Source organism: Winogradskyella sp. PC D3.3, assembly GCF_054366245.1.
In genome coordinates this window covers 360,328-375,172 of the sequence record NZ_CM135962.1, presented here as the reverse complement: position 1 = coordinate 375,172, position 14,845 = coordinate 360,328, and the positions used below count along the sequence as shown (strand labels likewise).

The 14,845-nt window shown below is 33.3% G+C and carries 13 protein-coding genes; 8 read left to right on the top strand and 5 right to left on the bottom strand.

Going from position 1 to position 14,845, the window contains the following annotated elements; all coding sequences use genetic code 11:
- Nucleotides 1-72: 72 nt before the first annotated feature.
- Genes ACXGSQ_RS01640 through ACXGSQ_RS01625 form a run of 4 tightly spaced genes read right to left on the bottom strand, consistent with a single transcriptional unit; the run spans nt 73 to nt 6,761 of the window.
- Nucleotides 73-3,612 (bottom strand): efflux RND transporter permease subunit, encoded by a 3,540-nt coding sequence (locus ACXGSQ_RS01640; RefSeq protein WP_458627913.1) that lies wholly within the window; start codon nt 3,610-3,612, stop codon nt 73-75.
- A complete protein-coding gene (locus ACXGSQ_RS01635; protein WP_458627912.1) occupies nt 3,612-4,793 on the bottom strand; it encodes an efflux RND transporter periplasmic adaptor subunit in 1,182 nt (393 codons plus the stop codon). The genes ACXGSQ_RS01640 and ACXGSQ_RS01635 overlap by 1 nt, the downstream gene beginning before the upstream one ends.
- 15 nt (nt 4,794-4,808) lie before the next feature.
- Nucleotides 4,809-6,155, bottom strand: a complete 1,347-nt coding sequence (locus ACXGSQ_RS01630) for a TolC family protein (RefSeq protein ID WP_458627911.1) — start codon at nt 6,153-6,155, stop codon at nt 4,809-4,811.
- 3 nt (nt 6,156-6,158) lie between these two features.
- Nucleotides 6,159-6,761: a TetR/AcrR family transcriptional regulator gene (locus tag ACXGSQ_RS01625; protein ID WP_458627910.1), complete on the bottom strand. Its 603-nt coding sequence runs from the start codon at nt 6,759-6,761 to the stop codon at nt 6,159-6,161.
- Nucleotides 6,762-6,913: 152 nt separating this feature from the next.
- On the opposite strand from ACXGSQ_RS01625, the gene ACXGSQ_RS01620 reads away from it, so the two are divergent.
- The 8 genes from ACXGSQ_RS01620 to ACXGSQ_RS01585 all read left to right on the top strand — a co-directional run bounded on the left by ACXGSQ_RS01620 (nt 6,914) and on the right by ACXGSQ_RS01585 (nt 12,664).
- Nucleotides 6,914-7,888, top strand: a complete 975-nt coding sequence (locus tag ACXGSQ_RS01620) for a polyprenyl synthetase family protein (protein WP_458627909.1) — start codon at nt 6,914-6,916, stop codon at nt 7,886-7,888.
- 6 nt (nt 7,889-7,894) lie between these two features.
- Nucleotides 7,895-8,245, top strand: coding sequence for a hypothetical protein (locus tag ACXGSQ_RS01615; protein ID WP_458627908.1), 351 nt, complete (start codon nt 7,895-7,897; stop codon nt 8,243-8,245).
- Between the two features lie 71 nt (nt 8,246-8,316).
- Entirely contained in the window at nt 8,317-8,751 is a 435-nt protein-coding gene (locus ACXGSQ_RS01610) for an RrF2 family transcriptional regulator (RefSeq protein ID WP_458627907.1), read from the top strand.
- 51 nt (nt 8,752-8,802) lie between these two features.
- The gene (gene ric, locus ACXGSQ_RS01605) at nt 8,803-9,534 is read left to right on the top strand and encodes an iron-sulfur cluster repair di-iron protein (RefSeq protein WP_458627906.1); all 732 of its coding nucleotides are present in this window, start codon (nt 8,803-8,805) and stop codon (nt 9,532-9,534) included.
- A gap of 102 nt (nt 9,535-9,636) precedes the next feature.
- Nucleotides 9,637-10,830 (top strand): hypothetical protein, encoded by a 1,194-nt coding sequence (locus ACXGSQ_RS01600; RefSeq protein WP_458627905.1) that lies wholly within the window; start codon nt 9,637-9,639, stop codon nt 10,828-10,830.
- Nucleotides 10,820-11,281 carry a hemerythrin domain-containing protein gene (locus tag ACXGSQ_RS01595; RefSeq protein ID WP_458627904.1) on the top strand — a complete coding sequence of 154 codons (462 nt, stop codon included), beginning with the start codon at nt 10,820-10,822 and terminating at the stop codon, nt 11,279-11,281. Before ACXGSQ_RS01600 ends, ACXGSQ_RS01595 begins: the two co-directional genes overlap by 11 nt.
- A 73-nt stretch (nt 11,282-11,354) precedes the next feature.
- The gene (locus ACXGSQ_RS01590) at nt 11,355-12,179 is read left to right on the top strand and encodes a universal stress protein (RefSeq protein WP_458627903.1); all 825 of its coding nucleotides are present in this window, start codon (nt 11,355-11,357) and stop codon (nt 12,177-12,179) included.
- Nucleotides 12,180-12,214: 35 nt separating this feature from the next.
- A complete protein-coding gene (locus tag ACXGSQ_RS01585) occupies nt 12,215-12,664 on the top strand; it encodes a pyridoxamine 5'-phosphate oxidase family protein (protein ID WP_458627902.1) in 450 nt (149 codons plus the stop codon).
- Nucleotides 12,665-12,928: 264 nt separating this feature from the next.
- Here ACXGSQ_RS01585 and ACXGSQ_RS01580 read toward each other — a convergent pair whose 3' ends face one another.
- Nucleotides 12,929-14,764, bottom strand: a complete 1,836-nt coding sequence (locus ACXGSQ_RS01580) for a TonB-dependent receptor plug domain-containing protein (protein WP_458627901.1) — start codon at nt 14,762-14,764, stop codon at nt 12,929-12,931.
- Nucleotides 14,765-14,845: the final 81 nt, after the last annotated feature.

The following is a 14,845-nucleotide window of genomic DNA, read 5'->3' as shown; positions in this document are numbered from 1 at the left end:
TTATTAGAATTGCAAAAGTAAAAAATCCGAAGTAAAGACTTCGGATTTTTTTATTTAAATAATGATTTCAATTTAATTGTTTATCTCAAGTGGAGATGAACCTTCAATTTGATTAAAGGCCTCTGTTTCATTAGCTCTTAAGGGCTCAGATGTAAATTTAAGGCGCATCCACATTTTAAGTTTTATACTTAAGAAGAATAAAATAGGTACTACAATCAGTGTTAAGAAGGTTGCTACAAATAAACCATAAATTACAGTCCACGCTAATGGCCCCCAAAAGACAACGTTATCTCCTCCCATATAAATGTTAGGATCTAAATCTGAAAATAGGGTAAAGAAGTTAATGTTTAAACCAATAGCTAAAGGAATTAGACCTAAAATAGTCGTTATGGCTGTTAATAAAACGGGTCTTAAACGGGCTTTACCAGCTCTAACGATGCTTTCAAACAAATCTTCTGTTGTTAAATAGTCAGATTCTTCTAAATCCAGTTCGTTTTTCTTTCTATCAATTAGTAATTGAGCGTAATCTAAAAGCACCACACCGTTATTTACTACAATTCCTGCTAGTGATATAATACCAACCATGGTCATCATAATAACAAAGGCACTTCCTGAAATAACGATACCACCAAAGACACCAATGAAACTCAAGAAAATAGCAATCATAATAATGGTTGGTTTTGAAATGGAGTTAAATTGAAAGATTAAGATAAAGAAAATTAAACCAAGTCCAGTGAAAAAGGCACCAACCAAAAAGGCCATTTGCTTATTTTGTTCTTCAATTTGACCTGTGTAATCAATATGAATGTCTTCAGATAAGCCTTCATAGCTTTTCATTTCATTTTGAATTTGAGCAACAATTGCTCCAGCATCAGTATAACCTGGTGATAAAGCCGAATAAACGGTAACAACACGTTTGGTGTCCTTATGTTTAATAGCACTAAAACCAGAATTGTTTTTCTGCTTCGCAACTGTAGATAATGGAATTTCTTTTATCTGCCCTGTATTGTCTCTAAAGGTAATATTTTGATTAAAAAGGGCACTTTTATCATAACGGTTAGCTTCATTAAAACGGACATAGATATCAAAATCATCTCCATCTTCTTTAAAAATTCCTGCTTTTGAACCAAAGATAGAATTACGCAATTGATCTCCAATTTGTTTTGCGGTAACTCCTAATTCTCCTGCTTTTTTTCTGTCAATTTCAACTAGCATAGAAGGCTTGTCTTTATTAACATCTATTTTAAGCTCATCAATTCCTGCTATGTTTTTAGAGTTAATAAAAGTTCGCATTTGCTCAGCAGTTGCAATTAATTCGTTGTAGTCGTTACCGTCTATTTCAATATTAATTGGGGGACCTGCAGGTGGTCCGTTGGCATCTTTTTCAACAGAAATCAATACACCAGGGAAAATACCCACTAACGCTTCTTGTACTTTTTGGCGTAAAAGCTCACTGTCTTCACCTTTTCTATATTTATACTCGCGCATAGACGCTGTAATCTTAGCTTTGTGTGGCATTTCAGCACCAGATCCCATGTCTGTTTGTGGATTTCCGGCTCCTTCACCAACTTGAGAAACGGCACTTTCTACTAAGAAATTTCTGTCGCCATCCATGTATTGGTCTGCGTTAATAACCGCATCTACACGTTTTTCTATTTGTGCGGTAATAGCATTGGTCTTTTCAATGGCTGTACCTTGTGGATATTCTATATAGACAATAATTTGGTTAGGTTTATTATCGGGGAAGAATTCTACTTTTGTACGTTGTGTACTTAAAGAAATTCCAAAGGCAATAAAAGCGGCAATTAATAATAAAAACGTAGCAATAGTTAAAATATATGGTTGTCTTTTAGATAATGAATTTCTTAAACGCACTTCATACCAGTTTTCAAGGCTTACTAAAGCTTTGTTTTGGAAACTATTTGCCCAACCTCTAATGAAATAGCGGTATGCCCAAAGCATAATTGCTGTAAAAATCATTATGGTTCCTAAACCTCTATAAGCTCCACCAAAAACGAGGATTAGTATTCCAAATGCTGCAATTATAATTGTAGTTCTAATAATTTGCTTTAAGGGCATATCTTTATCTTCAGTAGTCATGTAACGCGATACGAGTACGGAATTAAAAAAGATAGCAACTACTAAAGAAGATCCTAAAACGATGGATAGGGTTATTGGCAAAATTTTCATGAATTCTCCCATAATACCAGGCCAAAGTCCTAACGGAATAAAAGCGGCAACTGTTGTCGCTGTAGAGATAATTATAGGATATGCAATTTCCCCAATTCCTTTTTTGGCAGCTTCAACACGTCCCATACCTTCGTCTTCCATTAAACGATAGACGTTTTCAACAACGACAATACCATTATCTACTAACATTCCAAGTCCCATAATAAGTCCAAAAAGCACCATAGTATTTAAACTATAGCCAATAAGACCTAAAATCATAAGCGACATAAACATGGACATTGGAATGGCAAACCCAACGAATAGCGCATTTTTAAATCCTAAAAAGAACATTAAAACGGTAACGACTAAAATAACTCCAAAAATGATGTTGTTTACCAAATCGTCTACTTGCCCAATGGTTACTGGTGATTGATCGTTTGTAATGGTAACTTCTAAATCTTTTGGGAATACATTGTCTATGGCATTCTGCACAATAACTTGTGTTTGCTCTGCAGCCGCAACCATGTTTTTACCAGCACGTTTTTTAACGTCTAGCATTACTACAGGTTTTCCAGATTTTCTTGCGAATGTGGTTTTATCTTCTTCATGAAATGAAACGGTTGCCACATCTTTTAAATAAATAGGATTCCCATTGTCTGATTTTACAACGAAGTTTTCAAGTTCTGAAGGTTTTTCAATTTCTCCAATAATTCTTATGGTACGTCGTTGTCCACTTGCTTTTAAGTTACCTGCAGACTGTGTAATATTTCCATTTCCAATGGCACCAAGAATATCATTAAACGTTACTTTGGCTGCCATCATTTTATAGATGTCAACAGCAACCTCAACTTCTTTATCTTGAGCACCACGAATATCGGCCTTCTTAATTTCTTGTAAATCTTCTATTTCATCTTGAAGATATTCAGCATAATCCTTTAATTTTTCAATTGGATAATCTCCAGAAATATTAATATTTAGAATTGGCATTTCTTCAGAAAGACTCAATTCAAATACATCAGGTTCTACTTTTGCTCCGTTAAATGTTGGCCAATCTTCACCTGCTGTTTCCGAATCAATTTCGTCTTTTACTTTCTGTTTGGCTTGTTCTACAGTAATGTTCTCATCAAATTCTATGACCACCATAGAATAATCTTCTTGTGATGTTGAAGTGATTTCTACAACGTTACTTACGGTTTTTAGCTTATCTTCTACAGGATCTGTAATTAACTTTTCGATATCCTCAGCAGTATTTCCTGGATAAATGGTACTAACGTAAATTTTAGTTTCATTAACCTCTGGGAATGCTTCTCTTGGCATGTCGAAAAAAGCTGAAATTCCTAAATAGAAAAACACAGCAATAAGCACATACATTGTGGTCTTATTGTTAATTGCCCACGATGACCAGCCAAATTCCTTTTCGGTATTTTTTTTATTTTCAGCCATTAGTTTTTAGTTTCATAATTAATAACTTCAACAGATTGTCCATCTCTTACACTACGTGCACCTTCTTTAATAATTTCAGCACCCGATTTTAGGCCTTTTAACACTTCAATAATATCACCTTGTGTTTTTCCGGTTTCTATTATGGTACGTTTTGCTGTACCAATACCTTTATCGTTTTTGTCAGATACTACGTAAACATATTGTTCTCCTTCTGAATTTTCAGACACAACACTTTGTGGAATTAATAGCGCATTTTCATTAGTGTAGTCATTAATTTTTAAACGTGCTGATAAGTTTGGTTTTATGGACTTGTCTTTATTTGGAATTTCAACTTCTACTTTAAATGTTCGGTTGGCTGGGTTGATAAAATCCCCGGCTTGACGAATGGTTGTTTCTATTGTTTTTCCTAAAACAGGAATGTTTACCGAAACATTTTTTCCTTTGGTAACATCAGAAACATAACGTTCTGGGACTTCTGTTTCAATATACATATTGTCTAAATTTACAATACGCATAATTGGTGATTGTCCTGCCGCTACGACGCTTCCTTGTTCGGTAATGATGTCGTCAATAGTACCAGAAAAAGGCGCTCTAACAGTTGCTTTAGCAATTTGTTGGTTTAATTGGTTAACGGCTTCTTGTTGTGATTCGTATGTGGATTTGGCTTGTAAAAATTGAATTTCACTTCCGATATTTTGTTCCCAAAGACGTTGTTGACGCTCATAAGTCGTTTTTGCTAATTCAGCTTGGATTTTTAATTGTGCCAATTGCTGACTTAGTCCTCCATCGTCAATTTTAGCTAAGACTTGTCCTTTACTTACTTTTTGACCTTCTTTTACATAAACATTGGTTAAAATACCATTGAATTCGGGTGTGATGGTTAAAAGGTCTTTGGTGGTAACGTTTCCTTGTAGCTCTAAAACATGATTAAAAACTTCAGTTTCTGCCTTAAATGTGGTAATTAAAGGGACGTTTTTAGTGGTGTCTAAGGTTTTTATTTTTTCATCTAAGCGTTTTATTTTGTCGTTGATAGCTTGTTGTTCTCCAACAAGTTCTCCTCGTTTTACTCTTATAGTTTCTAAATTACCATTTTCTATAACGTAATCAACAGAATTCTTCTTGTCGCCAGAACACGAGACCGTTAATGCAGCAATGATTAATATTGGATATAGGTATTTCATTTTGATAGTGATTTTTTAGTTGTTGATTGGTGTGTTTAATGCTGTTTCTAAAGCCGCTTTAGAGTTAATAACGTCTAACATTGCTTGTAATAACTCTTGTTGTGCAGCGTATAATTGGGTTTGTGCTTGTCTGAGTTCAAAACTAGAGCCAATACCTTCAAAAAACTTAGTTTGGTTTTTTGCTTCAATGCGTTCGGCGAGTGCTAAATTTTGTTTTTTGTTATCATAATCTTCTATGGCAAATTGATAATCACTTTTTGCAGATGCGATTTCAAGTTTAATACGCTGTTCTGTTTCTGTTAAATCTGTTTCGGCTTTTTCTAGGTTTATTTTAGCACGTTGAGTTGCAGCACTTCGCATTCCGGAACTAAAAATGGGGATATCTAAACTAACCCCAAATAATGATGAACCAAACCAGTCTTGACTTTTCTTAGCAAAAGCAAAGTCTTCATTGTAGCCAGAATAGCCTCCGTTAATAAAAGCATTAAGGGTTGGTAGAGCTTTACTTTTTTCTAGCTTTAATAATAACGCTTTAGACTGTTTGTTGTTTTTAGAAATAAGATAATCAATGGTGCTTTCTGGATTTGCTTCAGCTTCAAGTAAAAGAAGTGAAATGTTCTCTATGGTTAAAGATTCTAAATTATCAGTAAGCGTCAATGTACTATAAACATCGCGTCCCAAAGTAATATTCAACATCTGGTAGGCTAGGGTTTTAAGTCTATTGGTGTTGTTAAGGCTACTTTTTACACCCGAAAGTGTTATTTGTAGTTGTTCAACGCTTTCTTCTTCGCCTAAACCATTTTCATAGATTTTATTGGTTTCAAAAAGGTTTTTTTCTAAAACTTCAATATTTCTATTTAAAATCTTAATACTTTCTTCAGCTAAAAGGACGTTACCATAAGCCTGTATTACGGCTTTTCTGACTTCGAGGTCTGTTTTTGTTTTTGCATTTTTTGAAATTTCTAAAAATACTCTTGCCGATTGTAACCCGACAAGATAAGAGCCATCAAATATTTTTTGATTTAATGTTGCAAACGCCGTCATGCTCTGTTTCGTTCCAAACATAACTTCTGCAAACTCTCCGGGTTGACCACCAAAAAATTCGGCAGGAATTAATTGCACTTGTTGTTTTAAATTGTTTTGGTAATCTATACTAGCGTTTATCTGTGGTAAACCACTTGCTGTAGTTTCCCATTTCTGTTGTTTTGCGGATTCAATATCGCGGGCGGCATTTAAGGCAGATCTATTATTTTCTAAGGCATAGTCAATCGCTTCTTGCAGTGAATACCTTGTTGGTTGTTCTTGCGAAAACCCGATTTGAAAAATGATAAAACCTATCAGTAATGTTAGTGATTTTTTCATTAGTTATTTGAGATTGGTGTTTAATTGTGTTAGTGTTTTTAAGCCTTTATCAGAACAAATACCTCTTAAATGGTATTCGATATAATTATCCATAATTGTACGCATTGAGAATTGATCTTGAGGGAAAATTTCTGGATCTTTTATTGAAATCATACCACTAAAATAAAGTCGTGCTACAAAACCGATATTAATGGTGTCTCTATAGAGCCCTTGTGCAACACCGCGCTCTAAATTACGAGTAACACAACCTAGCATTTTATCGAATTGCTTATGCTTAACGTTAGCAAAAATCTTAGGGTAATATTTTTGTAATTGATATTGTGGTGATGATTTTTCATCCTTAAGATGACGCAATACAAATTTTTTAATCTCATATATTTCTTTAATAGGATTGTTATTTAATTCGCAAATACAATCAATCCCATGTGAAATGTTCTCAAATATAAATGAGGTGGTTGCTTCAACCAGTTTGGTTTTGTTTTCAAAATGTTGGTAAATGGTTCTCTTTGAAATGCCTAACTCATTGGCAATATCATCCATCGTTACACTTTTAAAACCTAGATTTAAAAAAAGATTAGAAGATTTATCAATTATTTTTTCTCTCATTATGTGTCTCTAGAAACGTAGAATTTATTTGTTATTAAAGTGCAAAATTACGTCAGGAAACTTTAGAAACCAAAAAAGTTTCCAAAGTTTTAATGATTTTTTAACACAGGCAACATTCGCTTAAAATATGTTTAAAACCTTATTTTTGTCTTATGCAACATATTGAACACTATCAAAAGCCCTTTCTAAAATATTTAGAGGGTTTTACAGTTAACAGAGAACCCAAAAATTTATATAGTCCTATTAATTATATATTACAGTTGGGAGGCAAACGGTTACGACCAATTTTAACCTTAATGACCGCTGAGGTTTTTGGTGAATCTATTGAGAATGCAATGGATGCAGCCTTGTCTATTGAAGTTTTTCATAATTTTTCGTTAGTACATGATGATATTATGGATGATGCGCCTTTGCGTAGGGGCGAGCAAACCGTGCATGAAAAATGGAATTTAAATACCGGGATTTTGTCTGGTGATGCCATGTTGATCATGGCTTATCAATTGTTTGAGAATTATGATCCTGAAAGATTTCAGGCATTAGCAAAACTTTTTAGTAAAACGGCTTTGGAGGTTTGTGAAGGGCAGCAATATGATATCGATTTTGAAACTCGCGATGATGTTACGATTTCGGAATATTTAAAAATGATTGAATACAAAACCGCTGTTTTGGTGGGTGCCGCTATGAAAATGGGTGCGATTGTAGCCAAGGCTTCAGATGCAGATCAAGAGGCCATTTACGAATTTGGACGCTTATTAGGAATCGCTTTTCAGTTACAAGACGATTATTTAGATGCTTTTGGAAACCCTGAAACCTTTGGAAAACAAGTTGGAGGTGATATTATTGAAAACAAAAAGACCTATTTATATTTAAAAACGATGGAACTGGGTTCTAAAGATGATACTTTAAATTTGAAGACCGTTATTTCTAATGTTGATCTCCCCAACAGTAATAAAGTTGAAAAGGTTAAAGCGCTATTTAAAAAATCTGGTGCAGCAGAAGCAACTCAAAATGCAGTTGTAGCGTATACCAACAAAGCTTTTGACGTTTTAGAGACTTTGAATATTGAAGAAGTGAAAAAACAATCACTTAGAGCATTTGGAGAGCAATTAATGAATAGACGCGTATAATACCTAATGAATTTACCATCAAATTTTGAAGATTTAATAGTGGAGGCTGAAGAATTACAGCTCTATAAGAAATTGATTGTTCAATTGAACAAAGATTTGCTTTACGCTAATATAGATCTGGAATTTGATGAAGAAATCTTGCCTACAAGTTTAAAATTTCTACTTCAAGAAACCGTGTTTAATCTTATACAATCTAAGTTTTCGGACTATTTAAATTTACTTTATATCGTTGATGTCTCTGAAGCTAAAATAAGAGAATTAGATGGTAGTGATGCTTTAAAACTATCGGAAGATGTCACTTTTATGCTGTTACAGCGCGAATGGCAAAAGGTTTGGTATAAAGCCAAATATGCTTAAGGTATTTATTTCAGATAAATTTATCTTATTTAAAATAATGTTGTATTTTTGTCCTCTAAATTAATTATGTAATGTTTTCTAAAGCTTGCGAATATGGAATAAAAGCTGCAATTTTTATTGCTATTAATTCATCTGAGAATAGACGTGTTAGTCCAAAAGAAATTTCGGAAGAGATTGACTCTCCACAAGCTTTTACCGCTAAGATTCTACAAGCTTTAGTGCGAAACGACATTGTAACGTCGGTAAGAGGTGCTTATGGTGGTTTTGAAATTGATAAGAATAAAATCGCCGAAACTAAACTTTCTCAGATTGTTAATGCTATTGATGGTGATAGTATTTATAATGGTTGTGGATTAGGATTACATACTTGTGATGAAAACCATCCATGTCCTGTACACGATAAATTTAAAAGTATTAGAGAAGAATTGAAGCATATGCTAGAAAACACAAGCCTAGAGCAACTCGCTTTAGATATCAAATCTGGAGTTTCATTTTTAAAGATCTAAAAAAAAATTTGAATATAAATAGGATAAAACTATCCGAAATAAAACTGTAATATGGAAACACTTCAAAAAAATACCCAAAAAGAAATAGGGCAATATGTTGCTGATGATTTTAGAACAGCAGCAGTTTTTTCTAAATACAAAATTGATTTTTGTTGCAATGGAAACAGAACCGTAGAAGAGGCTTGTGAAAAAAAAGGCATTGATAGTGATAAATTAATGGAGGAAATTGATTTCGTTTTAAATTCAAGATTTGGTGAAACTATTGATTATAAATCTTGGCCACTAGATTTGTTGGCAGAATACATTGAAAAAAAACACCATAGATACGTGGAGGAAAAAATCCCTGTATTACGTCAGTTTTTAGATAAATTATGTCGTGTACATGGAGAACGTCATCCAGAGCTATTTAAAATAAACGAATTATTTACAGCTTCGGCAGGTGAATTATCGGCGCATTTAAAAAAAGAAGAACTTATTCTTTTTCCATTCATAAAAAAAATGGTAGCAGCTAAATTAAAGGGTGGAGCAGTGCCATCACCACAATTTGGTACAGTTGAAAATCCTATTACTATGATGATGGAAGAGCATGATACCGAAGGTGAACGTTTTAGAGAAATTGATAAGCTTTCAAATAATTACACTCCACCAGAAGATGCTTGTAATACGTACAAAGTCACTTTTGCGATGTTAGATGAATTTGAAAAAGATTTACACCTACATATTCACTTAGAAAATAATATATTGTTTCCTGAGGCCATTAAACTAGAACAACAATTTGGTTAATAGCAATCCCTTAAATTGTTTTTTTATGAAAATCCTAAAATGTTATCCCTTGCATTTTGGGGTTTTCTTCTTGTATTCATAACTAATTCGTAATTTAACAACATGCCAAAAAAGCTTGTCATCGTATGTTTTGTTAATTTTTTAATTGCTGCTTTAATGGGATTGGCATTGCGCTTTTCATTTTTAGAATCCATAGGTGTTAATTATAGATTTTTAATGCATGCACATTCGCATATCGCCATGTTGGGTTGGGTGTATTTAATGTTATTTACGCTGTTTGTTCATTATTTTGTTTCTGTTGAAACTAAGCTATTCAATCGGTTGTTTTGGTTAACTGAATCTGCTGTTATTGGGATGATGATCAGTTTTCCGCTTCAAGGGTATGCTGCTATTTCTATAACCTTTTCGACTTTACATATTTTTTGTAGTTATTGTTTTGTGTATCTCATCTGGAAACATGCTAAAAGTACGTCTGTGGTCTCAGAAAAGTTATTAAAAACGGCACTTCTATTTATGGGGGTTTCTACTATCGGAGTTTGGTGTTTAGGACCAGTAGTAGCGATATTTGGATCAGCCTCTGCGATTTATCAAATTGCAATTCAGTTCTTTTTACATTTTCAATTTAATGGCTGGTTTTTAATGGCTGTTATTGCCGTGCTTTTTCATCTTTTAAAGGTTGAAGATTGTAAATTATTTCGGCAATTTTATAGGTTATTAGTGGCGTCAACGGTATTGACATTTGCATTACCGGTTCAATGGTTTGCTCCTTATAATAGTTTACTATGGATTAATGGTTGTGGTGTTAGTCTTCAAGTGGTGATGCTTTTTAAATTTTACAGACTCATAAAATCTAAGATTAACGCATTTATAGATAAAGACATAGCGTTAGTGTTTTATATGTACCGTGTTGCTTTCGTTTGTTTTATTTTAAAAGTCTTGTGTCAATTTTTATCTATCTTACCCGAGTTTTCTCAAGTCGTTTATAATCATCGCAATTTTGTTATTGGTTTTATTCACTTACTTATGTTAGGTGTCATTTCAGGAGGTCTATTTGCTTTTGTTTTAAAAAGTCATTTGTTAAGCACATCTAAAACTTTAGATTTCGGAATCTATAGTTTCCTTTTTGGTTTCGTTTTAACTGAATTACTCTTGTTAATTCAAGGGGCTCTATTTTACTTCGGAGGCGGTTTGATTCCTCATTATTATGTATTACTATTTCTTTTCAGTATTTTTTTACCATTAGGTATTAGCTTACTATTATTCAATATTATTAAATGCAAAACTTATGCAACCTAAGCCTCAAAAACGACATAAAGCACTTCAACCTTTAAGCAGAGAACACCATCAAGGGTTATTATTGTCTTGGAAAATTAGAGCAGGATTTAGTAAAGACATAAACCCAAAACGCATTAGAGCTTATGCGAATTGGTTTTTTAAGAATCATTTGATGCCTCATTTTGAATTGGAAGAAACTTATGTTTTTACAATTATGGATGCTGAAAATGAAATGATAAAACGTGGTTTAGCTGAGCATAGAAGGCTAAAGCGATTGTTTGAAGATACAAGTGATGATATAAAAATACTGAGTAAAATTGAAGAAGCGTTAGAGCAACATATTCGATTTGAAGAACGTATTTTATTTCCGGAAATTCAAAACGTAGCAACGCAAGCACAATGGCGCCAAATAGAATTAATACATCAACCTGAAAAATTTATTGATAACGAAATTGATGTGTTTTGGAAATAGAGACTGTTACGATGATTTATATCATTGTTTAATTTAACGAGTTTCAGTAACTTTAGTAATAAGTTTTATAAGGATGAAAAAGATACTTTTACTTACGGATTTTTCTCAAAATGCTACAAACGCCATAAGCTATGCTATGCGTTTCTTTGCTTCTAAAACATGTACGTTTTACTTTATGTACGTGCATAAAGCAAGAGGTTATATTACAGACGATTTAGTTTCGTCTTCTCAAAATTCTATTCACGATTCTATAACAAATAAACCAAGAGCTAAACTAGATAGCTTAATCGAAACGTTAAAAAATGATTATAATAATCATGATTATCACTTTGAGTCCATAATAGATTATGATGTCTTTACCGATGCTATTAACCAAGCAATAAAAAAATGGTCTATCGATTTTGTGGTGATGGGAAGCAATGGTGCCTCTAACGTTAAAGAGGTTATTTTTGGTAGTAACACGATTAACGTGATTGAAAAGGTGAAATGTAAAACTCTTGTTATACCGAGTAATTATGAGTTTTTACCAGTTAAAGAATTTCTTGTATCCTTAAATAACGATTGCAAATTAAACAACCATTTGCGCGAAGATATTATGGATTTTATAGAAGATTTTGATCTAAAATTACATGTTCTTAGAGTGACATCAGAAAAGGATACCTCTCAAATTGCTTTAGGAGATAAAGAGCGCTTGTCGTTGTTAGATTCCAAGTATTATCTCATTGAAGATGTACCCGTAGATTTTGCTGTTTCGAGTTACCTTCAAACTAACGCGATAGATATAACGGCTTTTATTGCGCAAGATAAATCGTTATTAGAACGCTTATTCAGTACCTCAGCAAGTAAAGTTCTAAAGTCTAGAATGAAATTACCATTGCTAGTCTTACACAGTCATTAATAGCCTAATTTCAATATGTTTAAAGTCAGAAAACCATGATAAAAACCTTAAATAAAGAAGAATGTAAATTATTATTGAGTCGAAACTATATAGGTCATTTGGCTTATGTTTATCAAGGAAAACCTTTTGTTGTGCCAATTACATATTTCTATACGGATGATAGAATTATTTGTTATTCTGGTGAAGGGCATAAACTAAACGCTTTACGCCAACATAAGTCGGTTGCGCTAGAGGTTTCTGAAGTCACGTCTATTACCAATTGGAAATCTGTTGTGGCGCATGGAGAATTTATAGAATTGGAACGCAGCAGTGCCAAAGCCATGTTGCATGAATTTTCTTTAGGAGTTAAAGATGTTATTCTGCGAAAAGAATTACGTAATCTCGATTTTATAAGTGAGTTTTCTGCTAAGATTGATTCTGAAGAAACTCCAATAGTGTTTATTATTACTATTGAAGAGTTTACAGGGAAATTAAGACATAACTAACAGTAATTTCTGCTGTGTTTATAACGGTTTTAAAGTATTCTCTGTGGTGTTCATGTCTGTATAATATAAAAGTCACTTTTATAGGGTTTTACAAGTTGGTCTATTGTATAACAAAAGAGAGGTTTAAGTAAAAATTACGACCTTGTCTCGGAAAGTTATTCCAATCGGCATAAGTAGAATATTTGGTGTCTAATATGTTTTCAACACCATATTTTAAGACTGTTTTTCCGAGTTTATTATAAAATACATGCCCTAAATTAAGGTTTAATATTGCATAATCAGCAGTTTTGTTTTCGCCATACTTACGGCTGTAATTACTTTGGATTCGTTGCCATCTAGTTGCAATGCGGCAGTAAATTTAGGTGTGTTGTAATTGAATTCAGTAAAGTAAGAAAACGGTTTTATAAGTGGTAAATTTTCGCCATCATTTCCTTTACCGTAATTGTAGCCAACCGTTCCATTGATTGCAAAATGTTCCGATATTTTATAACTACTATTTACATAGGTATTAAAAATAGAAGCATGGTCTAAAGCGGTATAAACACGCACACCATTGGCACCAATAGTCATTGAACTTACCTCTGGCGCAATCTCACCGATAATATAATCCATAATGTGGAAGTAAGATGATTCTAAACCAATTTCAAAAGCGTTGAATTTCTGTTTAAAACTAAAGTTGGCTTCTAAGGCTTTTTCGTCCTTTAAATTTGGATTGCCTATATAATCGTAATTATCAAAACTGTTGAATAAATAAAAACCATAACCTTCACTAACGGAAGGTGCGCGTTCACCATAACCTAAACCAACAGAGAGATTGTAATTGTCCTTTTTAAGTTGATATTTAGATGCTAAACTCACTAAAAATCTATTGCTTTGTTCGTCTACAGTATCATGGAAAATTTCAAGACTCTGAATGCCAACTTCTTTTGCTATTTTGTTATTGTGATAGCCTAATCTAATAGAAGATGCGAGTGTTTCATCTTCACTAAAATGAAAATCATCTTTAATAAAAATACCAGAATACAGGGTTCTAATGTCTGGCCAAGTGTACATAAACATATCTGGTTCACTTGGGTTATTAGAAAACATGGTCATTTCTGCAAGTGATTTATTATAGAATCCATTAATGTTAAGTGTGAAATGATGTTTGTTTTTCATCAGTTCGGCTTTACTGTAAAACCCATACGTATCGCTCCAACCTGGCATGTCCATTCTTATAGCAACAACAGGTCGCTTTGTATCGTCCATAATATGCGTTATGGTATTAAAATACAATTTGGTTTCTAAAGATTTTAAGACTTTATCTTCAGGTTTGTAATAGTGCGTTAGCGATGCAATTAAAGCTTCAGCTAAAGAAACATCCATTGGCAAAGCAGGATAACCTACATCTGTAGCTTTATCGTAAATAAGGTTAGCATCGATACTTTGAGTTTCAGAAAACTTATAACCTGATTGTAGTGAGAGATTATATTTTTCAAACTGAGAATATAAGATTTCTTCATTGCCACCTGCATCATAATTATCAGATTTTCTATAAATACCATCTGCGCTAATAAAGAATGTATTGCCTGTGTATTCTAAATCTAATCCAGTTGCTTTATAGTTACCATTGGTTTCATAGCCTAGGTCTAATCCAGATTTAAAACCAGAACCGTTAAATTTAGACGATGGTAATTTTAAATCAATGCCACCACCAATTGAATGTCCGTTTTCTGTGCCTTCTTGGCCAGAACCAATAGTGACTTTTTCGAGATTAGAAACATCAACGTAAGACGTTATTGGGTCCATTTTATCTGTGCAGGCACCAAAAATTTGCATGCCATCGATAGTCACTACCAGACGCTCGCTTGCCATGTTGTTAATGGTTGGTTCCCAAGCGTAATTACCACGTTTTATCATGGTTATTTTGTTAGATTTTTCAAGATAATCATCAATGCTAGACAGTGTTTTTTCTTGTCTGTGATTGCTTAACTTACGTCTTGAAAGTACGAGGACTTCTTCGAGTTTTGTAGTGTCTTTTTTTGTCTCTGTATTGTTGTCTTGAGTAAATCCTAAAGAAGACAATAGCAGACATAGAACGACTGTTATTAGCGTTTTCATAGCTAAAAATTTTAGTGTTTAAAATCAATGGGTAAAATGTGTTAGAGAAGAAGAGGGGAACCTGAAGAATCACAACCAGTA